This is a genomic window from Mycobacterium sp. THU-M104 (assembly GCF_049197365.1).
Classification (GTDB): Bacteria; Actinomycetota; Actinomycetes; order Mycobacteriales; family Mycobacteriaceae; genus Mycobacterium.
The window spans coordinates 1-22,937 of the sequence record NZ_JBMIOP010000075.1; the positions used below are offsets into that span (position 1 = coordinate 1).

A 22,937-nucleotide genomic window follows, 5' to 3' on the forward strand; every position below is an offset into this window, starting at 1 on the left:
TTGCGTTCCTCGCGAACGATCTGCGCGGCGCTCACCCGGCCCGCCAACGCCGGCGAGGCGAGGATGAAGTCGATGCGCATGCCCTGCCTCTTGGGAAATCGCAGCTGGGTGTAATCCCAGTAGGTGTACACCCCGGGGCCGGGCGTAAATGGCCGGACGACGTCGGTGAACTGCGCGTCGAGCACGGCCTGGAAGGCGCGGCGCTCGGGTTCGGAGACGTGGGTGGCGCCGGCGAAGAATTCGGGGCTCCAGACATCGTCGTCGGTGGGGGCGATGTTCCAGTCGCCCGCCAGAGCGATCCGTGCCGCAGGGTCGTCGCGCAGCCAGCCCGCCGCCGCGGCGCGCAGCGCCGCGAGCCAGTCCAGCTTGTAGACGTAGTGGGGATCGCCGACGGCGCGGCCGTTGGGCACGTAGAGGCTCCACACCCGCACACCGGCGCAGGTGGCGCCCAGGGCGCGGGCTTCCGGGGCGGGGTCCACCCCGGGCTTGGCGCTCCAGCCGGGCTGGCCGTCGAAGCCGACCCGCACGTCGTCGAGGCCGACGCGCGACGCGATCGCCACGCCGTTCCACTGGTTGACGCCGGCATGGGCGACCTCGTAGCCGAGTTCGACGAATGGCAGCGTCGGGAACTGGTGGTCGGCGCACTTGGTCTCCTGCATGGCCAGCACGTCGACGTCGGCGCGGGCCAACCAGTCCACGACGCGGTCCAGGCGGGTCCGAATCGAGTTCACGTTCCAGGTGGCCAGGCGCAGCAGCCGGCCACTGTCGTCATCTGCGCCGTCATCGGTGCCGTGGGGCATGCCTAGACGGTAGCGGTGCCGGCGGCGCGGGCCGGGAAGTACCGGCGGCGGTGGTGAGCCCGGAAGCCCAGCGCGCCGGCCACGGCTCGCCCGGCGGCGTCGCCATCGGCGACCGCGACGTAGCCGCGGGTCGCGTCGCGCCCCGCGCCCCAGACCAGCAGGGCCTCGCACACCCGGTGGGCGGCGGCCGCGTCACCGGCGTCGGGCACCCACAGCCCCACCCAGCGGGTGCCGTCGGGCGCGTCGGTCACCGCGGCGCGGGCCGCCGCACCCGGCTGCACGCCGAACCTCAACTCGCCGGCGGTGACGGCGGTCAGCGTTTCCACCGTGAGCCCGCACCCCGCCGTCTGCACCCAGGCGTCGTCCGGCCGGGCCGTGAGGGCGATGGGCGGGACGGGTCCGCCGGTGCCCATGCCGGAGACGTCGCGTACCAGGACGTGTGCGGTATGGTCGGCCGTGAGCCCTGGCGGCGGCGCCAGCACGCGGTCGGGGATGGCCAGCCGCGGCGTCAGGCCGCGGCGCCGGTACCAGTCGGCGATCGCGGGCAGGGCGCTTACCTGAGCCGAAAAATCAAGTGGCACAGCGGAATTTTGTTCCGAACCGGCCCCGGGCGCGGCCCGCAGCAGCCAGCCGTCCAGCCAGGTGTGCTCGACGCCGGGACAGGCCAGCGCGGCCGCGTGCTCGAGGGCGCGAATCTGGGACGTGCGTACCGGTGCGTCGGTCAGCACCCGTAGCGCCACGACGTCCCCGGGTGCGAACTCGACGACCGCGCCGGTCTTCGTCCGCACCCGCACCACCGGTTCGACCGCCAGCAGGTGCCCCACCGCGTCGGTCAGCGGCGGGACCGAACCGCGCGCACGCCGGTAGCGCACCGACACCCGCGTTCCGGGCTCTGGCCACCCGACCATCAGTGACCGAACGGATCCGGCCCCTCGCCCGGCAGCCACGACAGGCCGGGCACGCCCCAGCCGTGGGCCTTGATGGCCCGTTTGGCGCCGCGCGCGTACCGGCCCACGAGGCGGTCCAGGTACAAGAAGCCGTCGAGATGCCCGGTTTCGTGCTGCAGCATCCGGGCGAACAGGCCGGTGCCCTCGAGCGCGACCGGGTTGCCCTGCCCGTCCAGGCCGGTCACCTTCGCCCACGTCGCACGGCCGGTGGGAAACGACTCGCCGGGGACCGACAGGCAGCCTTCGTCGTCGGCCTCCGGATCCGGCATGGTCTCGGGCACCTCGGAGGTTTCCAGGACCGGATTGACCACCACGCCGCGTCGGCGCTCGCTGATCCCGCGGTCGTCGGCGCAGTCGTAGACGAAAACCCGCAGCCGGTAGCCGATCTGGTTGGCGGCGAGGCCGACGCCGTGGGCGGCGTCCATGGTGTTGTACATCGTGGAGATCAGCTCGGCCAGGTCGGCCGGGAGCGAGCCGTCGGCGGCGACCGGCACGGGCTCCGTCGGTGTGTGCAACACCGGGTCTCCCACGATGCGGATGGGTACGACTGCCATGGTCGGCTAGCTTAGGGGTGCCGCAACCCGGGCGATACGGCGACTCGCGGGTCCGGGTTCGCGCCGCCAGACTTCGCGACGTGGTTCAATATTCGCGCAAAACATGCCCGTAATCACATCAGCAGAGCAATTCGAGAATCCGCCGGAAGGGTCCAGGGGAACCAATATGGACAGCGCCATGGCGCGGGCAAACCAATCGGGGGACGACGCCGACATCGCCGATGGGCTCACCCGTCGCGAGCACGACATCCTGGCGTTCGAACGTCAGTGGTGGAAATTCGCCGGGGTCAAGGAAGACGCCATCAAAGAATTGTTCTCGATGTCGGCGACGCGTTACTACCAGGTGCTCAACGCGCTGGTTGACCGGCCCGAGGCGCTGGCCGCCGACCCGATGCTGGTGAAACGGCTGCGGCGGCTGCGTGCGAGCCGTCAGAAGGCACGCGCGGCGCGGCGTCTCGGCTTCGAGGTGACCTGACTCGCTACAGTGGTCTCGATGAAAGAGCGCGTCCCCGATTCCGCGGGGCTTCCGCTGCGGGCCATGGTGATGGTGCTGCTGTTCCTCGGCGTGATTTTCCTGCTGCTCGGCTGGCAGGCCATCGGCTCGTCGGGGAAATCCGATGACGATTCGGCGTCGGCGGTGTCGAGCATGACCAGCACCACCAGGTCCTCGGCCACGTCGTCGACGAAGCCCGCGGCGAATCAGGCGGATGTCCGCGTCTACAACATCTCGTCCAAGGAAGGCGTCGCCGGGCAGACCGAGCACGAACTCACCTCCGCCGGCTTCCGGGTCACCGAGGTCGGCAACCTCACGGTGCCCGAAGTCGCGACCACCACGGTGTACTTCACCGACGCCGCCGGCGAGCAGGCCACCGCCGACGCCGTGGGCAAGAAACTGGGCGCACCCGTGGAACCGCGGATCCCCGCGCTCAACGATCAGCCGCCGGGCGTCATCGTCCTGGTGACGGGCTGAGCGTCCGGCCGCTCGATCGGTTACGGGTCGCCGGGTTAGGCTCTCGTCATGCCTTTGTTCGTCGGTCACCGTAATGCCGCTGCCGCCACCATGTCCGCACTGCCAACGTGTCTCTTGGCCACCTGCGCCCTGCTGCTGAGTGGCTGCTCACCGAACCAGCCCCCCGCGACGTCCCCGGGGACAGTCCCGCCGGTCTGGACCGGCTCACCGGCCCCCGAGGGGCCCACCGCCGCCGAGAACGCGGCGCCGGCCGCGCAGAGCATCATCACGGTGTTGAAGAACCCCGACGGCGCCGAGATCGCCACCGCCAAGTTCGATTTCGGTAACGGCTTCGCCACCGTCACGATCGCGACGACCGGCCCCGGTCACCTCTCGCCCGGCTTCCACGGGGTGCACATCCACAAGGTCGGCAAGTGCGAACCCAACTCGCTCGCCCCCGGTGGCGGCGAGCCCGGCGACTTTCTCTCCGCCGGCGGGCATTTCCAGTCGCCCGGGCATTCGGCGGAGCCTGACAGCGGTTACCTGCCGCCGCTTCAGGTCCGCCAGGACGGGACGGGGATGCTGGAGACCACCACGGACGCGTTCGGCATGGACGACCTGCTGACCGGTCAGAAGACCGCGATCGTCATTCACGCCGGTGCCGACAACTTCGCCAACATCCCGGCGGACCGCTACCAGCAGACCAACGGCACGCCAGGTGCCGACCAGGCGACGAGGAGCACCGGTGACGCCGGTAAGCGGGTGGCCTGCGGTGTCATCGGTTCCGGGTAACAGGACCACTGGAAGGGGCGATGCCCGCATCGACTTCGCGCGCTCGCCGCGGCCGACCGTCGGGGTGGAGTGGGAGTTCGCCCTGGTCGACGCCCAAACCCGCGACCTGAGCAACGAGGCCACTTCGGTGATCGCCGAGATCGGCGAAAACCCGCGTGTACACAAGGAACTGCTACGCAACACCGTCGAGGTGGTCAGCGGCGTCTGCGAGTCCGCTGGGGAGGCCATCGAGGATCTGCGCCAAACCCTGGGCCCGGCGCGGCGGATCGTCCGGGACCGCGGCATGGAGTTGTTGTCCGCGGGCACTCATCCGTTCGCGCGGTGGTCGTCGGCGAAGCTCACCGACGCGCCGCGGTATGCGGAGTTGATCAAGCGCACCCAGTGGTGGGGTCGCCAGATGTTGATCTGGGGAGTGCATGTGCACGTGGGCATCCATTCCGCGCACCAGGTGATGCCGATCATGAGCTCGCTGCTCAACTACTACCCCCACCTGCTGGCGCTGTCGGCGTCCTCGCCGTGGTGGGGCGGTGAGGACACCGGATACGCCAGCAACCGGGCGATGATGTTCCAGCAACTACCCACCGCGGGGCTGCCGTTCCAGTTTCAGACCTGGGCCGAGTTCGAGGGTTTCGTCTACGACCAGAAGAAGACCGGCATCATCGACCACATGGACGAGATCCGCTGGGACGTCAGGCCGTCGCCGCATCTGGGCACCCTGGAGGTGCGGATCTGCGACGGCGTGTCCAACCTGCGGGAGCTGGGCGCGCTGGTCGCCCTGACACACTGCCTCATCGTCGACCTGGATCGCCGGCTGGAGGCCGGCGAGACGTTGCCGATCATGCCGCCCTGGCACGTCCAGGAAAACAAGTGGCGTGCCGCCCGGTACGGCCTGGATGCGGTGATCATCATGGACGCCGAGAGCAACGAGCGGCTGGTCACCGACGACCTGGCCGACCTGCTGACCCGGCTGCAGCCGGTCGCCAAATCGCTGAACTGCCTTGACGAGCTGGCGGCGGTGGCCGACATCTGGCGCGACGGCGCGTCCTACCAGCGGCAGCGGCGCGTGGCCGAGGAACACGAGGGCGACCTGCGCGCGGTCGTCGACGCGCTGGTGGCCGAGCTGGAGGTCTAGCGCCCATGGCCGATCCCGAAACCTGTGAGCTGGCGATGTTCCCGCTGGAATCGGCGCTGCTGCCCGGCCAGGACCTTCCGCTGCGGATCTTCGAGCCCCGCTACGGCGCACTGGTTCGCCACTGCATCGACCGGGGTGACCCTTTCGGCGTGGTGCTGATCTCGGCCGGCAGCGAGGTGGGCGGGGGCGATGCACGCTGCGATGTCGGGGTCCTGGCCACGGTCGGCGATTTTGTCGACCACGGCGCGGGCCGCTACGCGCTGCTGTGCCGGACGGGCGAGCGGATACGGGTGTGTGGGTGGCTGCCCGACGATCCTTACCCGCGGGCTGTCGTGCGGCTCTGGCCCGACGAGCCGGGGGACCCGGTGACCCCAGCCCAGGTCCGCGACCTCGAAGACCGCGTCATGGCTGTGTTCGGACGCCTCGCGCAGGCGCGCGGTGGCGAACTGCCGGCCCGGGAGGTGTTGTTGGGCCCGGCCGGGGACGCCGATGCCCGGCAACGGCTCTTCGCGCTGGCGTCGCGCGTTCCGATCGGGGCCGCCGACCGCTACGCCGTGCTGGCGGCGCCGTCTGTCGCCGACCGGCTGGCGGCTCTCGGCGAGGCCGTCGACGCACTGGCCGACGTGGTCGAATTCGAGTTGTCCTGATGAAAGTGCATTTGCAGGTCGACGGCTCGCCGGCCGAGGCCGCGGCGAGCGCGGCCGGCATCGCCGCGACCGGCGCCGACGGCCTGTTCACCTTCGAGGGTCAGCACGACGTGTTCTTCCCGCTGCTCATCGCCGCCGACGCGACCGCCTGCGAGTTGATGACCAACGTGGCGATCGCCCCACCGCGCAGTCCGTTGCACCTCGCCCACGCCGCCTACGACGTGCAGCTCTACAGCGGCGGACGGTTCCGGCTCGGCCTGGGCTCTCAGGTGCGGGCGCACATCGAGAAGCGCTACGGCAGCAAGTGGGAGCGCCCGGCGGCACGAATGGCCGAAACCATCGCGGCGATCACGTCGATCTTCGCGGCCTGGGAAGGCAAGGAGCGGCTGGATTTCCGCGGTGAGTTCTTCACCCACACGATCATGGCGCCCAACTTCAACCCCGGGCCCAACCCGTTCGGGCCGCCTCCGGTGCTGCTGGGCGCGCTGGGCCCGGTGATGACCCGCACGGCCGCCGAGTTCGCCGACGGGCTGCTGGTCATGCCGTTCAACAGTGCCCGCCATCTGGCCGAGCGCACGATGCCCGCCGTCGACGAGGGACTGCGCCGTTCGGGACGGACGCCCGCCGACTTCCAGATCGTCGCCCAGGCGATGGTCGCCCTGGGCCGGGAGGAGGCCGACCTGGCGGCCGCGGTCGACGGGGTGGCGTCACTGATCGGGTTCTACGGCTCGACCCCGGCCTACCTGCCCGTGCTCGAGGCCGAGGGGTGGGCCGACATCCAGCCCGACCTCAACGCGCTGTCCAAGAAGGGCCGCGCCGCCGAGATGCGGGCGATGATCACCGAACCGATGGTGGCCCGGATCGGCATCGCGGGAACCCCGGAGGACTGCGCGCGGCAGATCTGCGAACGGTTTGGCGAGCACGCCGACGAGGTGTGCTGTTATTTTCCGGGCTACACTCCGCGCGCGCGAGACGTCGCCGACCTGGTCGCTGCGCTGCACCGGGCGCCGCGCCGGCACCAGTGCTGACGGCGCCGTGAGCCTTCGCGCGCTACGCTGTATGGGCGAACGCGCGCAGCGAATCCACCTGCACCGGATCCAGTGAGGGGCGGACGTTTTCGCGGGCCGCCGCGAGGTCGGTGGCCGTCACATCGGTGGCGTCGATGGACCGCCGCATCGCCGCCAGCGCCGCCTCCCGCAGCAGCGCCACGCAGTCGGCGGCGCTGTAGCCCTCGAGCCCGGCGGCCACGTCGTCGAGAGTCACGTCGGCGCTCAGCGGTATCGATTTCCCGGCGGTGCGCAGGATTTCGTGGCGGGCGGTGGCGTCGGGCGGTTCGACGAACACGAGACGCTCCAGCCGCCCGGGGCGCAGCAGCGCAGGGTCGATCAGGTCGGGGCGGTTGGTGGCGCCCAGTACCACGACGTCGCGCAGCGGGTCGATGCCGTCGAGTTCGGTCAGCAGCGCGGCCACCACCCGGTCGGTCACGCCGGAGTCGACGCTCTGCCCGCGCCGGGGTGCCAGCGCGTCGACTTCGTCGAGGAACACCAGTGACGGCGCGGAGTCACGGGCCCGGCGGAACAGCTCCCGGACCGCGCGCTCGCTGCTGCCCACCCACTTGTCCATCAGCTCGGAGCCCTTGACGGCGTGCACGCTCAACTGTCCGGTGCTGGCCAGGGCGCGGACCACGAACGTCTTGCCGCAGCCCGGCGGGCCGTAGAGCAGCACGCCGCGGGGCGGATCGACACCCAGCCGGGCGAAAGTGTCGGGATGCTGCAGCGGCCACAGGACGGCCTCGGTCAACGCCTGTTTGGCCTCGGCCATGTCGCCGACGTCGTCGAGGGTCACGCTGCCGACCGCCAGTTCCTGGCCGGCCGAGCGGGACAGCGGCCGGATGACGCCGAGGGCGCCGGCCAGGTCGTCCTGGCTCAGCCGGGGTGGCTGCCCGTCGGTGCTGGCCCGCGACGCGGCCCGCAGCGCCGCCTCGCGCATCAGCGCGGCCAGATCGGCGACGACGAAACCTGGCGTGCGGGAGGCGATCTCGTCGAGAAGGAGGTTCTCGGTGGGCACCGGCTTCAGTAGGGCCTCCAGCAGCGCCTTGCGCGTCGCGGCGCCCGGCAACGGCAGGCGCAGCTCCCGGTCGCACAGGTCGGGGGCGCGCAGCCTGGCGTCGAGATGGTCGGGTCGCGCGGTCGTGGCGATCAACGCGACGCCCCCGGTGCCCACCGCGGTGCGCAGCTCGCCGAGGATCAGGGCGTCCACCGGCTCGGCGGTGGCCGGCAGCAGGGCGTCCACATCGGCGATCAGCAGCACGCCGCCGTTGCCGCGAACCTGCTGCGCGGCCGCGGCCACCGCCGCGAGCCGGTTCTCGGGACTCAGCGCGCCGACCTCCGGGCCGTCGAGTTCCACCAGCGGGCGGCCGTCGCACACCGCGCGCACCAGCGTCACCTTGCCCACCCCGGCCGGGCCCGACACCAGCACCCCCAAATTTGCGCCGGCGCCCAGCGTCTCGAGCAGGTGCGGTTCGTCGAGCGCGAGCTTGAGCCATTCGGCGAGCTTGGCGGCCTGCGGCTGCGAGCCCTTGAGCTCCTCGATGAGGATCGCCGGGGTTCCCGTGCTCATCGGCTCCCGGGTGACCGGCCCGGCGCCGGCCGGGACGCCGGCCCCCCAGGTGACCAGCGTGTTCGGCTGCACGCTGACCGGCCCGTGCGGGTCGGCGCCGGTGACGGTCAGCAACTCCGACGTCCAGCTGATGCCGACCGCGGCCGCCAGCGCGCGGGTGGCGTCCGACGTCGAGGTGCCGGGGCCGAGGTCGCGGGGCAGCAGCGACACGGCGTCGCCGACGGTCAGCACCTTGCCGAGCAGGGCCTGGCGCAGGGTCACCGGCGACACCGACCGGGTCGTCAGGGACGAGCCGGCCAGTGTCACCGAGCGCGCGCCGTACACGGTGACCGCGCCGACGAGCACCGCGGTGCCCTCGCGCAGCCCGGCGTTGGACAACGTCACATCGTCGAGCAGCACGGTGCCGACGGGGGTGTGCGGGCGGGCCAGGCCGGCCACGGCCGCCGTGGTCCGCGAGCCGGTCAGCGACACCGCGTCCCACTCCCGGATCCCGAGCGCCGCGACGGCGCTGGGGTGCAAGCGGACGACGCCCCGACGCGAGTCCAGGGCCGAGGTGTTGAGCCGGGCGGTGAGCGTGAGCCGACCGGGCCCCGTCATGTCAGACGCCCGCCCGGTTTGCGCAGCCCCAGCCGCGCCATCGACCGGCGGTGGGGCCGGGCCTGGCGGGTCGCGCGCCGCGCGGCCCGCCGCTGTTTGGGCTTGTCGGCCCAGGCCTCGGGGTGGGCGGCCAGCCAGCGCTGGTTGCGCACGCCGAACGGGATGTGCACCAGGTAGGCGAGGATGATCGCCCAGATCAGCAGGTAGGGGGCCAGCACTGCGGCCGCGGCGAAGATCGCCAGCACCGCCAGCAGCGGCGCCGCCCAGCTCGGCGGTACCGCCACGGCGTGCATCTTCTTCATCGGGACCTTGCTGACCAGCAGCATCGAGGTCCCCACCACCCAGACGCACAAGAACACCGGCGAGGTCCACCAGCCCGCACCGAACTGCAGTTTGAGCCCGATCAGGCCGATGATCGACACCGCGCCGGCCGGCGCGGGCATCCCGACGAAGAACTCGCGCGCGTAGGCGGGCTGGCTGCCGTCGTCGAGCAGCGCGTTGAACCGCGCCAGCCGCAATACCACGCACACCGCGTACAGCAGCACCACCACCCAGCCGGCCGGCGACGCCGACAGCATCGTCACGTAGAGCACGATCGCCGGGGTGACCCCGAAGTTCACCGCGTCGGCCAGCGAGTCGATCTCCGCGCCCATCCGCGACTGGGCGTCCAGGATGCGCGCCACCCGGCCGTCCAGACCGTCCAGGATGGCGGCCGCGGCGATCAGCGCCATCGCGGCTTTCGGCTGGTGCTCGAGGGCGAACTTGATCGCGGTCAGCCCGGCGCAGATCGCCAGCACGGTCATCGAGCTGGGCAGGATCTGCAGGTTCACCGCCCGCCTGGCCCGCGGCCTGATGCTCATGGCAGCTCGGCCAGGACGGTCTCGCCGGCGACCGCCCGCTGGCCCACCTCGACGAGCGGCACCGCGCCCGGCGGCAGGTAGGTGTCCAACCGGGAGCCGAACCTGATCAGCCCGTAGGTGTCGCCGACGGACAGCGTGTCGCCCACCCGCGCGTCGCAGACGATGCGGCGCGCCAGCAGCCCCGCGATCTGCACCGCCACGACGTCTGAGGCCTCGGCGCCGCCGCCGGTCCGGATCCGCAGGCTGGTGCGTTCGTTCTCGGCGCTGGCCGACGCGAGGTCGGCCGACCCGAAGCGGCCCGGGCGGTGCTGCACCGCGATCACCTCGCCGCTCACCGGCGCGCGCTGCACGTGGGCGTCCAGCAGGGACAAGAAGATGCTGACCCGCGGCAGCGGCGCGTCACCCATGCCGAGTTCGGCGGGCGGGGCGGCGGAGTCGATCACGCAGACCACGCCGTCGGCGGGCGCCACCACGGCGCCGGCCCGCGAGGGCGGCACCCGTGGCGGGTGCCGGAAGAACCCCGCGCAGGCACCCGCCGCCAGCAGACCCGCCCGGCGCAGCCAGCGGTGGTGGCGTCCCGCCAGGGCGAGCGCCAAGCCGGCGGCGACGAACGGCCGACCGGCCGGATGCAGGGGTGGGACGGTGGAACGGATCAACTCCAGCACGTGTCGCGGACCGAAAGTCGGGTCCTGCGCGGTCGGGCCGATAAGGGGCGGGCGTCGGGCCACGCGGTCATCTTACGGAGCCGCCGCAACCGGTGCCGCACAGTCGAGTCGGGCCTAGCCCAGATCCCACACCTGCAGCCGGGTCCCGGCGGCCACCTCGACGACGTCTTCGGGGATGTCCAGCAGCGCGTTCGCCGCCGCCAGCCACCGCAGGTGATGCGACGCCGGCGGCCCGTAGCTGACGACCGTGCCCTCGCCGGGGTCGAATATCGCGCGCCGGAACTGGCGTTTGCCGCGCGGCGAGGTCAGCGACTCGGCCAGGACCGCGGGCCGCTGCGGGCGCTCCGGGTCCGGCAGGCCCATGGCTCTGCGCAGCGCCGGGCGGATGAACACCTCGAAGGACACCAGCGCGCTGACCGGGTTGCCGGGCAGCGTGACGACCGTGGTGTCGGCGACGCGGCCGATGCCCTGCGGCATCCCCGGCTGCATCGCCACCTTGACGAATTCGACCCCCTGGCCGCCCTCCCGTCCGAAGGCGTCCTTGACGACCTCGTAGGCGCCGGCGCTGACGCCGCCGCTGGTGATCACGAGGTCGGCCGCGCCAGCGTGTCGGTCCAGGATCGCGCCGAACTGCGCGACGTCGTCTGCGGCGGTCGCGACGGCGATCACGTCCGCGCCGGCCTCGCGGGCGGCGCCGGCCAACATGATCGAGTTGGACTCGTAGATCTGGCCGGGTCGCAGCGCGACGCCCGGCGGCACCAGCTCCGACCCGGTCGATATCACCAGCACCCGCTGGCGCGGGATCACCGGCAGGCCGGCCATCCCCAACGCAGCGGCCAGGCCGAGCACCGCCGGTGTCACCACCTGGCCTCGTCGTAGCGCGGTGGTGCCGGAGGCGACGTCCTCGCCCGCGCGCCGGATGTGCCTGCCGGGCTCGCGGGGCGCCCGGATCGCCACGGTTTCCACCCCGCCGTCGGTGTCTTCCACCGGCACGATCGTCGTCGCCCCCGCCGGCACCGGCGCGCCGGTCATGATGCGGTGGGCGGTGCCCGATCGCAGGGTCAACTCGTCGGTTCGGCCGGCCGGGATGTCCTCGGTGACGGGCAGCATGACCGGGTGCTCGGGCGTCGCGGCCGCGATGTCCCCGGCGCGCACCGCGTATCCGTCCATCGCGGAGTTGTCGAACACCGGCAGCGCCAGCGGTGCGACGACGTCGCCGGCCAGGACCAGCCCCTGGGCGTCCGATAGGGCGACCGTGGCCGCCGGCCGGGCCCGGATCAGCTCCGCGACGACCCGCTGGTGTTCGTCGACCGACCGCACTCAGACCCCGAACGTGACGCCGGTGAGCTCTTCGGAGACGGCCCACAGCCGGCGCTGCAGTTCCCGGTCGTGGGACTGCCCGCTGGATTCGACGAGCTTGGGACGGCCGCGCTGTTCGAGGAAGCCGTCGGGGCCGTAGTACTGCCCGCCCTGCACGTCCGGGTCGGTGGCGGCACGCAGCGTGGGCAGGGCGCCCATCGCCGCGCTCTGGAACAGTACCGGCCCCAGCACGGCCTTCAGCGGCTGGAAGATCGCCGGCAGGTTGCGGGCCAGCTCGGTGTTGGAGCCGCCGGGATGCGCGGCGACGGCGACGGTTTTCGCCTCGGGGCTCGCGGCCAGCCGTCGCTGCAGCTCGTAGGTGAACAGCAGGTTGGCCAGCTTGGACTGCCCGTAGGCGGCGATCCGGTCGTACCCGCGCTCCCACTGCAGGTCGTCGAAGTGGATTGCGGCCCGCAGCCGGTGACCGAGGCTGCTGACGGTCACCACTCGCGAGCCGCGCACGTCCAGCAGGTGGTCGAGCAGCAGGCCCGTCAGCGCGAAGTGGCCGAGATGGTTGGTGCCGAACTGCAGCTCGAAGCCGTCCGCGGTGAGGCGTTTGGGTGTCCACATCACCCCGGCATTGTTGATCAGCAGGTCGATGCGCGGGTAGGCCGCCCGCAGCGCGTCGGCCGCCGAACGCACCGAGTCCAGCGAGCTCAGGTCCAGGGCCTGCAGGGTGACGTCGGCGCCGGGGTGTGCGGCGACGATGCGCGACAGGGCGGCGTTGCCCTTCGCGAGATCGCGCACCGCCAGCACCACGTGCGCGCCGCGGTAGGCCAGAGCGACGGCCGCCTGGTAGCCGATTCCGGTGTTGGACCCGGTGACGACGGCGACGCGGCCGCTCTGGTCCGGCACGTCGGCTTCCGACCATTTGTCTGAAGTCATGGCCAAAACATACCCATCCGGATCGGGGGCCGCTGGCCCGGCGACGGGGCGGTTACCTGACCCAGTGGTTGTCGTGGCGGACGAACCATTCCCTGCGTTGGTCGTCGGTCAGTTCGGCCAGTGCCGCGAATCCCTCGAAATAGGCCTCCCGCGGCGCGCCCGGGGCGAACAGCATGAGGATCGACGCGGGTTCGTGGGCTTCGTTGCGGAAGCCGTGAATCCCGCCGGGCGGAACGTAAAGGAAGTCGCCCCGTCTCCCGTCCACCCATTCCTTGCCGTCGTAGAGCTTCATCGTCCCGGACAGCACGAAGAACGCCTCCGACATGGAGCGGTGGAAGTGCGGCCCCGGTCCGCCACCGGCGGACGGCAGGTCCACCCGGTAGAGCCCGTAGTCGCCGTCGGTGGCCCGCTGGTCAGCCAGATAGTGGTAGCGGACTCCCGTCGGAGCTTCGTGGTCCGGCGGCGAGTCGGCCCGCTTGAGCCAGCTGCTGACCTCCGGCTCGCCGGCGGTGTAGCGGGGCGGGGGATAGGGCGGCACCACGAGCGACATCCGTTCAGCCTGCCACCGTCGCTAGCATCGCGGGTGTGGACGGGCTCACCGCCGAGGAACTGGGTCGCGTCGAACGGCTTCTCGACGCCGAGCACAAGGCGGCGCAACTGTTCGACGAGATCGAACGGCGCGCCATGATCCGTCCCGGCGTGGGGGAGCGGGAGCTGTCCGACGACATCGGCGACCTCGCCGCGGAGATGCTCGGCGTGACCCGGCACTGGCATCGGCGGATCGTGCGGGCCGGCGAGAACACCCTGCAGCCGTTCTCGGAACGCCCGCCGGATCGGGTGGTCGCCGCCGACGACATCGTCGTCCTCGACCTGGGACCGATCTTCGAGGACTGGGAGGCCGACTTCGGCCGCACCTACGTACTGGGCGACGACCCTGTCAAGTCGGCCCTGCGCGACGCGCTGCCCCAGGTGTGGGAGGCCGGGCGCGAGCATTTCGACGGTCACCCCGACGTCACCGGGGCCGAGTTGTTCGACTTCGTCGTCGGGGTGGCCCGCGCCGAAGGCTTCGAGTGGGGCAGCCCCATCGCCGGTCACCTGGTGGGCGAGTTCCCGCATCGCAAGATCGCCGGCCCCGGCACCCAGTGGTACATCATGCCCGGATCTGACCAGCCGATGCGCCGGACCGATCCGCGAGGGCGCCGTTGCCACTGGATTCTGGAAATCCACCTGGTCGATCGGGGGCGCGGGTTCGGCGGTTTCTACGAACAGCTGCTCGACCTGCCGGTCAGCCCAGCGGATAGACCACCCCGGTGAGCCGTTCGGAGACCTCCCACAGCCGCCGCTGCCGTTCTACGTCAGGGGATTTCTCGCTGGACGAGACCAGCTTCGGATTGCCGCGCAGTTCGGCGAAGCCGTCGGGACCGTAGTACTGGCCGCCGAGCACGCCCGGATCGGTCGCGGCGCGCAAGGTCGGCAGCGCGCCCATGGCGGCGTCCTGCATGAGCGGGTCGAGCACCGGAGTGACGATGCGCTCGACCAGCGGGGGCAGGTTGCGGGTCAGCTCGGTCCGCGAGCCGCCGGGGTGGGCGGCCAGGGCGGTCGTCGTTCCGCGCGGGGCGAGCCGCCGTTGCAGTTCGTAGGTGAACAGCAGGTTGGCGAGCTTGGATTGCCCGTAGGCCCCCACCCGGCTGTAGCGGCGCTCCCACTGCAGGTCGTCGAAATGGATGTCGGCGCGGGCACGGTCTACCGCCACTTCCCGGCCGAGGAGGCGCTGTTCGCGCCGGTCGTCGAAAACCGCATGCGGCGCCTCGTCGACGCACTGGCCGGGTACGGCATCGACATCGCCTGCGCCGCGCCCGAGGCCGAGGACGCATTCAAGGCCATGCTGGGCGAGCTGCTTCGCGCCGCGCAGGAAGCGGGCACCGCCCGGCGCGACATCGATATGCGGGATCTGAAGGCCATCCTCGTCGGATGCCAGGCGGTGCAGGCCTACGACGCGGCGCCGGCCGAGCGGGCGACCGACGTCGTCATCGACGGTTTACGCCCGCCGCGATAAGCCCGCCCCGTTCTTGCACTCGGCATGGGCGAGTGCTAAGAATGACGTTGGCACTCGCCAACGGTGAGTGCTAGGTCGGGACGGTGAGGCCAGTCTGGTCGTCCGTCGCGGGCACTGCGCCCGGCCAGCGTAAGTAATTGGGTTGTCGCCACCCGGCGACCCCAGTTTCATTCCCGATCCGGAGGAATCACTTCGCAATGGCCAAGATAATTGCGTACGACGAAGAGGCCCGGCGCGGCCTCGAGCGGGGGCTCAACGCCCTCGCCGACGCGGTAAAGGTGACGTTGGGCCCCAAGGGCCGCAACGTCGTCCTGGAGAAGAAGTGGGGTGCCCCCACGATCACCAACGACGGTGTGTCCATCGCCAAGGAGATCGAGCTGGAGGACCCCTACGAGAAGATCGGCGCCGAGCTGGTCAAGGAGGTCGCCAAGAAGACCGACGACGTCGCCGGTGACGGCACGACGACGGCCACGGTGCTGGCCCAGGCACTCGTCAAGGAGGGCCTGCGCAACGTCGCGGCCGGCGCGAACCCGCTGAGCCTCAAGCGAGGCATCGAGAAGGCCGTCGAGAAGGTCACCGAGACCCTGCTCAAGCAGGCCAAGGAGGTCGAGACCAAGGAGCAGATCGCTGCCACCGCGGCCATCTCAGCCGGCGACCAGTCGATCGGCGACCTGATCGCCGAGGCGATGGACAAGGTCGGTAACGAGGGCGTCATCACCGTCGAGGAGTCCAACACCTTCGGCCTGCAGCTCGAGCTCACCGAGGGCATGCGGTTCGACAAGGGTTACATCTCGGGCTACTTCGTCACCGACGCCGAGCGGCAGGAAGCGGTCCTCGAGGACCCCTACATCCTGCTGGTCAGCTCCAAGGTGTCGACCGTCAAGGACCTGCTTCCGCTGCTGGAGAAGGTCATCCAGGCGGGCAAGCCGCTGCTGATCATCGCCGAGGACGTCGAGGGCGAGGCGTTGAGCACCCTCGTCGTCAACAAGATCCGCGGCACCTTCAAGTCGGTGGCCGTCAAGGCGCCCGGCTTCGGTGACCGCCGCAAGGCGATGCTGCAGGACATGGCGATCCTCACCGGTGGTCAGGTGATCAGCGAGGAGGTCGGCCTGTCGCTGGAGAATGCCGACGTGTCCCTGCTCGGCAAGGCCCGCAAGGTCGTCGTCACCAAGGACGAGACCACCATCGTCGAGGGCGCCGGTGACACCGACGCCATCGCTGGGCGCGTGGCCCAGATCCGCGCCGAGATCGAGAACAGCGACTCCGACTACGACCGCGAGAAGCTGCAGGAGCGCCTGGCCAAGCTGGCCGGCGGTGTTGCGGTGATCAAGGCCGGCGCCGCCACCGAGGTGGAGCTCAAGGAGCGCAAGCACCGCATCGAGGACGCGGTCCGCAACGCCAAGGCGGCCGTCGAGGAGGGCATCGTCGCCGGCGGTGGCGTGGCCCTGCTGCACGCGGCGCCGTCGCTGGACGAGCTCAAGCTCGACGGTGACGAGGCGACCGGCGTCAACATCGTGCGGGTGGCGCTGGAGGCACCGCTGAAGCAGATCGCCTTCAACGGTGGCCTGGAGCCCGGCGTGGTGGCCGAGAAGGTCCGCAACTCGCCCGCCGGCACCGGCCTGAACGCGGCCACCGGCGAGTACGAGGACCTGCTCAAGGCCGGCGTCGCCGACCCCGTCAAGGTCACCCGTTCGGCGCTGCAGAACGCGGCGTCCATCGCCGCGCTGTTCCTGACGACGGAGGCCGTCGTCGCCGACAAGCCGGAGAAGGCGGCCGCTCCCGCGGGCGACCCGACCGGCGGCATGGGCGGCATGGACTTCTAAGTCCGACAACCGAAGAATTCCCTGCACGAAAAAGCCCGGTTCCCTTGGGGGCCGGGTTTTTTCGTGTCTCAGGATTCCTCGAGCGGCACGCAGTCGTCCTTGCAGCCGGGCCTGCTCGACGACCCCGGAAGAGCCGGTGCGTTCCAGCTCGTCCACCGCCGCGATCAGCGTCCGCTGGGCCGGACTCCAGCGCGGGCCGGCGCAGGCCTCCGTGCTGCCGGTCACCAGCGCCGGATGGCGCTGCAGGCAACGCGCCAGCAGCAGCGGCTCGTACGCGCGGTCGGGGTGACCCCAGCTGTTGATGCTGACGGCATCTTCTTGGCTCCACGGCGGGCCGAGCGGCGCGACGCGGCTCACGGATGAAACTGCGCGACATTGCCCCTAGGCCGGCAGCGAGAACACGACGCAGTCGTGCAGGACTCCCCTGGCCGCTCCGGGTGAGTCGGGGGCGGCGTCACGGTGCAGCAGCGCGCGGTCGGGCACGACGCTCAGGGACGCGGAACCGGGCGTCGCGTCCTGCGCATGCCCGTCGACGATGAGCGAGTAACCGCCCGGCTCGGTGGGGGGCCACAGCAGGGTGACATCGCCGCGCCGGGCGAGGTTGTCGCGGGTGCGCCCGCCGATGGGGCCGACGTCGAAAGTCCCGTCGCGCAACGTCGGCGCGACCGTCACGGTGTGCACGTGATAGCCGTCGTCGACGGTGATCAGGTATGCGTAGGCGTAGTCGGTGAGAGCGGCGGCGAGCCGCTGGAGGTCCACCTTCTTTTTCGTCCGCATGGTCTCGAGGATAGGTGCCGGGCCTGGCGAAACGGGTTTCTATCCGGGCGGGCTCGGCAGCAGGCTCAGCTCCCTGATGCCCGGGTTCGGACCGGCCGGGGTGCGGTCGGTCTTGTTGAAGAAGCCCGAGGTGGGGATCCCCGGCTCACGAGCGGGCGGACTGCTGCGCATCCCGGTGTCGGCGGCGACAGCGGCGCCGGCGGGGGTGATGACGCCCGCGGAAGCGGTGGGCACGGCACGCACGCCCACGGAGGCCAAGGCGGGAGGGGCAGCGCCGGCTGGGGCGATGGCGGTGGCGGTGGCGTTCGCGCCGAACGACCCGACGCCGCCGACGGCAGCGGCGGGCTGGTCCACCGGTCCGGCGAAGGGGGCGCCGGCCGCGGCGGGATTGAGCAGGGCAGCGTGGTCCAGGCTCGCGCTCAGCCCGCCGGTGTGGACGGTGGCCGAGCTGAGTAGCCCCGAACCCATGTTGGCGGCGCTCAGTCCGCCGGTGACGTAGCGGCCGGAGCCGAGCATGCCGGCGTCGGGGCCCGCCTGAGCGCTCAGGGCGCTGCTCTGGAAGACGCCCATGTTGGCGGACCCGTTGTTGAACAGCCCCGTGTTCATGTTCCCGGCATTGGCCAAGCCGGTGTTGAACGAGCCGGCGTTGCCGATCCCGAAGTTGCCGTTGCCCGAGTTGAAGAAGCCGATGTTGTTGTTACCGGAGTTGAACAGGCCGATGTTCCCGCTCCCCGAGTTGAGGCCGCCGAAGCCGATCTGGTTGTTGCCGGTCAACCCGATGCCGAAATCGTTGTTGCCCATGTTGCCCAGGCCGATGTTTCCGTTTCCGAGATTGCCCCAGCCCAGGTTGTTGTTCCCGAAGTTGCCGACGCCCACGTTCTGGCTGCCGCCGTTGCCGAAACCGAGATTGGCGACATGGCCGCCGATACCGGGCAGAATGCTGGTGAGCTGGCTGCTGCTGAACTGGAAACCGAGCTTGTTCAGGACCTCCCGCCAGGGCGCCAGCTGACCGGCGGCCGCCGAGGCGTCGAAGTGGTAGTTCAACATCGCCGCGACGTCGGCCGCCCACATCTGCTCGTACGCGGCCTCGGTGTCCATGATCGCCGGGGTGTTGAGCCCGAACCAATTCGTGTTTGCCAGCGCTTGCACCAGCATCCGGTTTGCCGTGACCACCGCCGGCTGGATCGTGGCCGCCAACGCCGCCTCGAACGCACCCGCGATCGCCGTCGCCTGGCTTGCTGCCGCTTCGGCGTGGGCCGCCGCCGCGCTCAGCCACCCCGAGTACTGCGTGGCGACCGACAGCATCGCCGTCGCCGAAGCGCCCTGCCACGACGCACTGGCGAGGTCCGTCGTCACCGACAAAAACGACGATGATGACGACGCCAGGTCCTCGGCCAGCCCTTCCCACGCGGTCGCCGCAGCAAGCAGCGGCGCCGCTCCAGGACCGGCGAAGAGTAATGCCGAGTTGATCTCTGGCGGCAACCACGCAAAATGCGGGCTCGTCACTGACCCAACTTAACCGGGACAGCATGCCGTTCGTGGCGTTATCGGGCGGGTGCTGGGGATGACCGCCGGCCGCGAACCAACTTGCCGGGCCGGGCATCGGTGGGGACGCCGTTCTGGGCGATCACCTCGCCGGACACGATCGTGGCGACGTAACCGTCGGCCGTCTGGTCCAGGCGGCGCCCGCCTGCGGGCAGGTCGTGGCGGATGACCGGTTTGTGCAGCCGCAGCGCGGCGTGATCGATGACGTTGAGGTCGGCCTTGCAGCCGACGGCGATGCGGCCGCGGTCACCCAGGCCCGCCACCCGGGCGGGCACCGAGGTCAGCGCGCGCACGGCCTCGGACACGCTGAACCGGCCCGACGTGCGGTCGCGCGCCCAGTGTGTCAGGAAGTACGTCGAGTAGCTGGCGTCGCAGATCATCCCGTAGTGGGCGCCGCCGTCGCCGAGACCGAGGACCACGTCGTCGCGGTGCAGCAATGCGCCGACGGTGTCCAGCGAGTTGTTTGCCAGGTTGCTGGTGGCGACCAGCAGCATGGCGCGTCCGTCGTCGTCGAGCAGCCGGTCGTAGGCCTCCTCTTTGGGGTCCACCCCGCGGGCACGGGCGCGGGCTCCGATGCTTGTCGACGGGTCGGGCTCGTAGTCGGGGTTCTCGCCCAGCGGGTAGATCCAGTCCCACATCTGCGCCACGTACAGGATCGGGTGACCGTGGCCGGGCTTGTCGGCCAGGATGCGCGCGCGCACCTGCGGTTTGCGCATCTCGGCGACCCGTTCGGCCAGCGGCAGGTGCGCGATCTCGCGGTAGCTGGGGTAGAGCACGAACGGGTTGGCGGTGAGCTGCAGCCCGATGATCAGCCCGATCGGGCGCGGCAGCAGCTGGGCGGTGACGTCGCCGCCGGCGGAGTTCGCCTTCTCGATCATCGTGATGGCGTCCTCCCATGTCGGATCGCCTGCGTTGGCCACCACCAGGGTGAACGTGACCGGCAGCCCGACGTCCTCGGCCACGTCGAACACCGCCTGCAGAACCGGCTGGTAACCGCCGGCGGGGATGTCGGGCACGAACTGCAGCAGACCGCCTCCGCCGTCAGCGACACCTCGGGCGATCTGTTCGATCTCCTCCCGCGCGGCGTCGTAACTGGGAATCGGTGATCCGCTCTCGGTCTTGTGGATCGCGAACCGCGACGTCGCGAAACCCAGCGCACCGGCGCGGACCGCCTCGGCTGCCAGCGCCCGCATCGTCGCGAGGTCCTCGGCGGTGGCCGGCTCGCGGTCGGCGCCGCGCCGCCCCATCACGTAGACCCGCAGCGGCGAGTGCGGCAGGTAGGCGGCCACATCGATGTCACGCTGTCCCGCCTCTAGGGCATCCAGGTATTCGGGGAAGGTCTCCCATGTCCACGGCAGGCCGTCGGTCATGACGACGCCGGGGATGTCCTCGACCCCGGCCATCACGTCGACGAGCACGTCGTGGTCTTCCTGGCGGCACGGCGCGAAGCCGACCCCGCAGTTGCCCATCACCACCGTGGTCACCCCGTGCGCCGACGACGGCGTCAGCCGTTCCGACCAGATGGACTGGCCGTCGTAGTGGGTGTGCAGGTCGACGAAGCCGGGCGTGACCAGCAGCCCGGTGGCGTCGATCTCGCGCGCGGCGGTGGCGCCGTTGACCGCGCCGACCGCCGCGATGACGCCGTCGCGCACCGCCACGTCGCCGCCGTAGGGCTCACCCCCCAGACCGTCGACAATCGTGCCGTTGCGGATGACGAGGTCGTAGTACACCTCATCAATCTACGACCGCGCCGGGGGTCGTGCCAGGGCCGCGGCCTGCCGTAATGTCGGCGGTATGGCCGATCCCGACGCCGCCGTTCAGGAACTCCTCCGGGACGCGTTCACCCGGCTGATCGAACACGTCGACGACCTCACCGACGGACTGACCGACGAGGTGGCCGACTACCGCCCCACCCCGGACGCCAACAGCATCGCCTGGCTGCTCTGGCACAGCGCACGGGTGCAGGACATCCAGCTGGCCCACGTGGCCGGGGTCGAGCAGGTGTGGACCCGCGACGGATGGGTGGAGCGGTTCGGCCTGGACCTGCCGCGCGACGACACCGGCTACGGTCACGGGCCCGACCAGGTCGCCAAGGTGCACGCGCCCGCCGGCCTGCTGTCCGGCTACTACCACGCGGTGCACAAGCTCACCCTCGAATATCTCGCCGGGGTCACGGCCGGCGAGCTGGCCCGCATTGTGGACTCCAACTGGGATCCGCCGGTGACGGCCGGCACCCGGCTGGTGAGTATCATCGACGACTGCGCCCAGCATCTCGGCCAGGCCGCCTACCTGCGGGGGATTCAGTAGGTTCGTCCCCGTGTGGTTCGCGGTGGCGGTGCTGGGTGGCCCGGCGGCGAGGGGCCAGCCTCGCGGGTGACGGCAATGCTGCCGGTGCCGCCGACGACCACGTACACGTCCTTGCCGGTGTAGTTCAGCCGGACGGCGGCGTCGTCGCTCTGCGCAGTGGCGCCCTGATCGTCGATGCTCCAGCGGCCCCGCAGCGCGAAGCGGTTGTCGGGCAACGTCGCCGGGAAGCTGAATGTCGCCGTGCCGGAGTCGTATCGGCCGGCGCCGCCGTAGTAGGTGGCCTTGCCCGCGCCCAGGTAGGTCTCGGGCGTCAGACGGGTCCGCGGCGTGTCGTCGGCCGCGCCGGACGCCGAGGGCAGCCGGAGGGCGGGGTCGGCGGCCACCAGCAGCCGGCGGATCAGCGCCTCGGTGCCCTCGTAGTCGCCCTCGCCGAACTTGGTGTGCCGGACGGTGCCGTCGGCGTCGATCAGGTACTCGGCCGGCCAGTACAGGTTCTGGTAGCTGTTCCAGGTGGCGTAGTCGTTGTCCAGGGCGACGGGGTAGGTGATGTGCAGCGCGGCGGCCGCGGCGGCCACGTTGGCCGGGACCCGTTCGAAGGCGTACTCCGGGGTGTGCACGCCGATCGTCACGAAGCCGTCGTCGCGGTAGCGGTCGTACCAGTCGACGACGTGGGGAATGGCCCGCTGGCAGTTGACGCACGAGTACGCCCAGAAGTCGATCAGGACCACCTTGCCGCGCAGCGAGGCGAGGTCGATCGGCTTGCCGTCCGGGGTGTTCAGCCACCCCGTGATCCCGGTCAGCGCCGGCGCCGGCCCACACTCCTGCAGCCGGTCGGCGCCGTCGATGCAGTCGGCCAGCCGGCCCGCCGCCGCGTCGTTCTTCGTGCCACCGGGGTCGAGAATTCGTCGAATGTCGTTGGCGCCGAGGTCTTTCTGCATCACCGCGGTGTAGTCGGGCACCGCGCGCTGCAGCATCGCGGGCAGGTTGAAGACCAGCGCCACGGCCAGCACGATCATCGTTGTCCCGCCGGCGACCCGCACCGCGCGCTGCCGGCGGCGGAACGCGGCGACGCGCTCGGCGACGCGCCGCCCGGCGAGCGCGAAGATCAGCAGCGGTAAGGCGGTGCCGACGGAGAACATCAGGGTCAGGATCAGGACCGGCGCGCCGATCGACGCGGTGCCGCCGGCGACCACGATCGCGGCCAGCACCGGCCCCGCGCACGGCACGTACAGCGTGCCCAGCGTCAACCCGAGGCCGAAACCGCTTCTCCGGGAAGTGAATCGGGGTTGCGGAAGGCGGGCGAACGGGCGCTCGATGAGATGCTGCAGCGACGGGAAGACCAAGCCCAGGCCGATGAGCGTCAGTGTCACCAGGGCCGCCCACCGGATCGCGTCCTGCGGCAGGTGCAGCGCCGACAGCAGCGCCGAACCGGCGAGGGTGACCACGCCGAAGCTGCACACCAGGCCCGCGATCACCAGATACGGCCGGGCGGAGGACCTTTCACCGGCCGCGCCGACGCCGGAGAAGAACACCACGGGCAGCACCGGCAGGATGCACGGCGAGATGCCGGTGATCAGGCCGCCGAGGAACCCGATGAGCGCGATCGTGTGCACGGGCCGGCCG

Annotated in this window: 22 protein-coding genes and 2 pseudogenes; 10 read left to right on the plus strand and 14 right to left on the minus strand. The window is 71.0% G+C overall.

All coding sequences use genetic code 11. The annotated features are described in order from the left end of the window. The 3 genes from ACOJVU_RS07115 to ACOJVU_RS07125 all read right to left on the minus strand — a co-directional run. Positions 1-752: exodeoxyribonuclease III (locus ACOJVU_RS07115; RefSeq protein WP_421529164.1), on the minus strand; the 752-nt coding region annotated here is incomplete at its 3' end. Between the two features lie 50 nt (positions 753-802). Then, a complete protein-coding gene (locus ACOJVU_RS07120; RefSeq protein ID WP_421529137.1) occupies positions 803-1,708 on the minus strand; it encodes an N-acetylglutamate synthase, CG3035 family in 906 nt (301 codons plus the stop codon). Beyond that, positions 1,708-2,301, minus strand: coding sequence for a peptide deformylase (locus tag ACOJVU_RS07125; RefSeq protein ID WP_421529138.1), 594 nt, complete (start codon positions 2,299-2,301; stop codon positions 1,708-1,710). The genes ACOJVU_RS07120 and ACOJVU_RS07125 overlap by 1 nt, the downstream gene beginning before the upstream one ends. A 166-nt stretch (positions 2,302-2,467) precedes the next feature. Here ACOJVU_RS07125 and ACOJVU_RS07130 point away from each other — a divergent pair, with 166 nt between their 5' ends. From ACOJVU_RS07130 to ACOJVU_RS07155, 6 genes are read left to right on the plus strand one after another with little or no spacing between them, the layout of a single operon-like run. Next, complete coding sequence (locus tag ACOJVU_RS07130) at positions 2,468-2,776, plus strand: DUF3263 domain-containing protein (RefSeq protein ID WP_144950754.1); 309 nt, start codon at positions 2,468-2,470, stop codon at positions 2,774-2,776. An 18-nt stretch (positions 2,777-2,794) separates the two neighbouring features. Continuing rightward, positions 2,795-3,271, plus strand: a complete 477-nt coding sequence (locus ACOJVU_RS07135) for a LytR C-terminal domain-containing protein (protein WP_421529139.1) — start codon at positions 2,795-2,797, stop codon at positions 3,269-3,271. Between the two features lie 48 nt (positions 3,272-3,319). Then, positions 3,320-4,042 carry a superoxide dismutase[Cu-Zn] gene (sodC, locus tag ACOJVU_RS07140; protein ID WP_421529140.1) on the plus strand — a complete coding sequence of 241 codons (723 nt, stop codon included), beginning with the start codon at positions 3,320-3,322 and terminating at the stop codon, positions 4,040-4,042. Further along, positions 4,023-5,174, plus strand: a complete 1,152-nt coding sequence (locus tag ACOJVU_RS07145; RefSeq protein ID WP_421529165.1) for a glutamate--cysteine ligase — start codon at positions 4,023-4,025, stop codon at positions 5,172-5,174. The genes sodC and ACOJVU_RS07145 overlap by 20 nt, the downstream gene beginning before the upstream one ends. 5 nt (positions 5,175-5,179) lie before the next feature. Continuing rightward, positions 5,180-5,821: an LON peptidase substrate-binding domain-containing protein gene (locus ACOJVU_RS07150; RefSeq protein ID WP_421529141.1), complete on the plus strand. Its 642-nt coding sequence runs from the start codon at positions 5,180-5,182 to the stop codon at positions 5,819-5,821. After that, positions 5,821-6,849: a TIGR03617 family F420-dependent LLM class oxidoreductase gene (locus ACOJVU_RS07155; protein WP_421529142.1), complete on the plus strand. Its 1,029-nt coding sequence runs from the start codon at positions 5,821-5,823 to the stop codon at positions 6,847-6,849. The genes ACOJVU_RS07150 and ACOJVU_RS07155 overlap by 1 nt, the downstream gene beginning before the upstream one ends. A 22-nt stretch (positions 6,850-6,871) precedes the next feature. Here the strand turns inward: ACOJVU_RS07155 and ACOJVU_RS07160 are convergent, their stop codons facing one another. The 6 genes from ACOJVU_RS07160 to ACOJVU_RS07185 are packed head-to-tail and all read right to left on the minus strand — an operon-like array spanning position 6,872 to position 13,356. Then, a complete protein-coding gene (locus ACOJVU_RS07160) occupies positions 6,872-9,037 on the minus strand; it encodes an AAA family ATPase (RefSeq protein ID WP_421529143.1) in 2,166 nt (721 codons plus the stop codon). Then, positions 9,034-9,897: a CDP-diacylglycerol--serine O-phosphatidyltransferase gene (gene pssA / locus ACOJVU_RS07165; RefSeq protein ID WP_421529144.1), complete on the minus strand. Its 864-nt coding sequence runs from the start codon at positions 9,895-9,897 to the stop codon at positions 9,034-9,036. The genes ACOJVU_RS07160 and pssA overlap by 4 nt, the downstream gene beginning before the upstream one ends. After that, a complete protein-coding gene (locus tag ACOJVU_RS07170; protein ID WP_421529145.1) occupies positions 9,894-10,625 on the minus strand; it encodes a phosphatidylserine decarboxylase in 732 nt (243 codons plus the stop codon). Before ACOJVU_RS07170 ends, pssA begins: the two co-directional genes overlap by 4 nt. 51 nt (positions 10,626-10,676) lie before the next feature. Continuing rightward, a complete protein-coding gene (gene glp / locus ACOJVU_RS07175; RefSeq protein ID WP_421529146.1) occupies positions 10,677-11,882 on the minus strand; it encodes a gephyrin-like molybdotransferase Glp in 1,206 nt (401 codons plus the stop codon). Then, positions 11,883-12,806 (minus strand): SDR family NAD(P)-dependent oxidoreductase, encoded by a 924-nt coding sequence (locus ACOJVU_RS07180; RefSeq protein ID WP_421529147.1) that lies wholly within the window; start codon positions 12,804-12,806, stop codon positions 11,883-11,885. It abuts the gene before it with no gap. Between the two features lie 52 nt (positions 12,807-12,858). Next, positions 12,859-13,356, minus strand: coding sequence for a cupin domain-containing protein (locus ACOJVU_RS07185; protein ID WP_421529148.1), 498 nt, complete (start codon positions 13,354-13,356; stop codon positions 12,859-12,861). Positions 13,357-13,391: 35 nt separating this feature from the next. Between ACOJVU_RS07185 and ACOJVU_RS07190 the strand changes: the two genes are divergently transcribed. Further along, on the plus strand, positions 13,392-14,120 hold the full coding sequence (locus tag ACOJVU_RS07190) for a M24 family metallopeptidase (protein ID WP_421529149.1): 729 nt from the start codon (positions 13,392-13,394) through the stop codon (positions 14,118-14,120). Here ACOJVU_RS07190 and ACOJVU_RS07195 read toward each other — a convergent pair. Then, positions 14,092-14,547 (minus strand): annotated as a pseudogene (locus ACOJVU_RS07195) (short-chain dehydrogenase); the annotation flags it as partial. The gene ACOJVU_RS07190 and the pseudogene ACOJVU_RS07195 sit on opposite strands and share 29 nt — an antisense overlap. A 57-nt stretch (positions 14,548-14,604) precedes the next feature. Between ACOJVU_RS07195 and ACOJVU_RS07200 the strand changes: the two are divergent. Both ACOJVU_RS07200 and groL read left to right on the plus strand, forming a co-directional pair. Then, complete coding sequence (locus ACOJVU_RS07200) at positions 14,605-14,862, plus strand: hypothetical protein (RefSeq protein WP_421529166.1); 258 nt, start codon at positions 14,605-14,607, stop codon at positions 14,860-14,862. 197 nt (positions 14,863-15,059) lie between these two features. After that, positions 15,060-16,685 (plus strand): chaperonin GroEL, encoded by a 1,626-nt coding sequence (groL, locus tag ACOJVU_RS07205; protein ID WP_421529150.1) that lies wholly within the window; start codon positions 15,060-15,062, stop codon positions 16,683-16,685. A 381-nt stretch (positions 16,686-17,066) separates the two neighbouring features. On the opposite strand, the gene ACOJVU_RS07210 is transcribed toward groL, so the two are convergent. Genes ACOJVU_RS07210 through ACOJVU_RS07220 form a run of 3 tightly spaced genes read right to left on the minus strand, consistent with a single transcriptional unit; the run spans position 17,067 to position 20,737 of the window. Further along, on the minus strand, positions 17,067-17,462 hold the full coding sequence (locus ACOJVU_RS07210) for a pyridoxamine 5'-phosphate oxidase family protein (RefSeq protein ID WP_421529151.1): 396 nt from the start codon (positions 17,460-17,462) through the stop codon (positions 17,067-17,069). A 39-nt stretch (positions 17,463-17,501) separates the two neighbouring features. After that, a complete protein-coding gene (locus tag ACOJVU_RS07215; protein ID WP_421529152.1) occupies positions 17,502-18,968 on the minus strand; it encodes a PPE family protein in 1,467 nt (488 codons plus the stop codon). A 38-nt stretch (positions 18,969-19,006) separates the two neighbouring features. Next, a complete protein-coding gene (locus tag ACOJVU_RS07220; protein ID WP_421529153.1) occupies positions 19,007-20,737 on the minus strand; it encodes an N-acyl-D-amino-acid deacylase family protein in 1,731 nt (576 codons plus the stop codon). A gap of 64 nt (positions 20,738-20,801) precedes the next feature. Here ACOJVU_RS07220 and ACOJVU_RS07225 point away from each other — a divergent pair, with 64 nt between their 5' ends. Continuing rightward, on the plus strand, positions 20,802-21,314 hold the full coding sequence (locus ACOJVU_RS07225) for a mycothiol transferase (RefSeq protein WP_421529154.1): 513 nt from the start codon (positions 20,802-20,804) through the stop codon (positions 21,312-21,314). A gap of 59 nt (positions 21,315-21,373) precedes the next feature. Here the strand turns inward: ACOJVU_RS07225 and ACOJVU_RS07230 are convergent. Next, a pseudogene (locus ACOJVU_RS07230) lies at positions 21,374-22,927 on the minus strand (cytochrome c biogenesis protein DipZ); the annotation flags it as partial. Between the last annotated feature and the right edge of the window lie 10 nt (positions 22,928-22,937).

Bases quoted from the DNA above. Each gene is read 5' to 3' on its own strand.
- ACOJVU_RS07120 (WP_421529137.1), bottom strand. From the start codon at position 1,708: ATGGTCGGGTGGCCAGAGCCCGGAACGCGGGTGTCGGTGCGCTACCGG.
- ACOJVU_RS07125 (WP_421529138.1), bottom strand. From the start codon at position 2,301: ATGGCAGTCGTACCCATCCGCATCGTGGGAGACCCGGTGTTGCACACA.
- ACOJVU_RS07130 (WP_144950754.1), top strand. From the start codon at position 2,468: ATGGACAGCGCCATGGCGCGGGCAAACCAATCGGGGGACGACGCCGAC.
- ACOJVU_RS07135 (WP_421529139.1), top strand. From the start codon at position 2,795: ATGAAAGAGCGCGTCCCCGATTCCGCGGGGCTTCCGCTGCGGGCCATG.
- sodC (WP_421529140.1), top strand. From the start codon at position 3,320: ATGCCTTTGTTCGTCGGTCACCGTAATGCCGCTGCCGCCACCATGTCC.
- ACOJVU_RS07150 (WP_421529141.1), top strand. From the start codon at position 5,180: ATGGCCGATCCCGAAACCTGTGAGCTGGCGATGTTCCCGCTGGAATCG.
- ACOJVU_RS07155 (WP_421529142.1), top strand. From the start codon at position 5,821: ATGAAAGTGCATTTGCAGGTCGACGGCTCGCCGGCCGAGGCCGCGGCG.
- ACOJVU_RS07160 (WP_421529143.1), bottom strand. From the start codon at position 9,037: ATGACGGGGCCCGGTCGGCTCACGCTCACCGCCCGGCTCAACACCTCG.
- pssA (WP_421529144.1), bottom strand. From the start codon at position 9,897: ATGAGCATCAGGCCGCGGGCCAGGCGGGCGGTGAACCTGCAGATCCTG.
- ACOJVU_RS07180 (WP_421529147.1), bottom strand. From the start codon at position 12,806: ATGACTTCAGACAAATGGTCGGAAGCCGACGTGCCGGACCAGAGCGGC.
- ACOJVU_RS07185 (WP_421529148.1), bottom strand. From the start codon at position 13,356: ATGTCGCTCGTGGTGCCGCCCTATCCCCCGCCCCGCTACACCGCCGGC.
- ACOJVU_RS07200 (WP_421529166.1), top strand. From the start codon at position 14,605: ATGCGGCGCCTCGTCGACGCACTGGCCGGGTACGGCATCGACATCGCC.
- groL (WP_421529150.1), top strand. From the start codon at position 15,060: ATGGCCAAGATAATTGCGTACGACGAAGAGGCCCGGCGCGGCCTCGAG.
- ACOJVU_RS07210 (WP_421529151.1), bottom strand. From the start codon at position 17,462: ATGCGGACGAAAAAGAAGGTGGACCTCCAGCGGCTCGCCGCCGCTCTC.
- ACOJVU_RS07225 (WP_421529154.1), top strand. From the start codon at position 20,802: ATGGCCGATCCCGACGCCGCCGTTCAGGAACTCCTCCGGGACGCGTTC.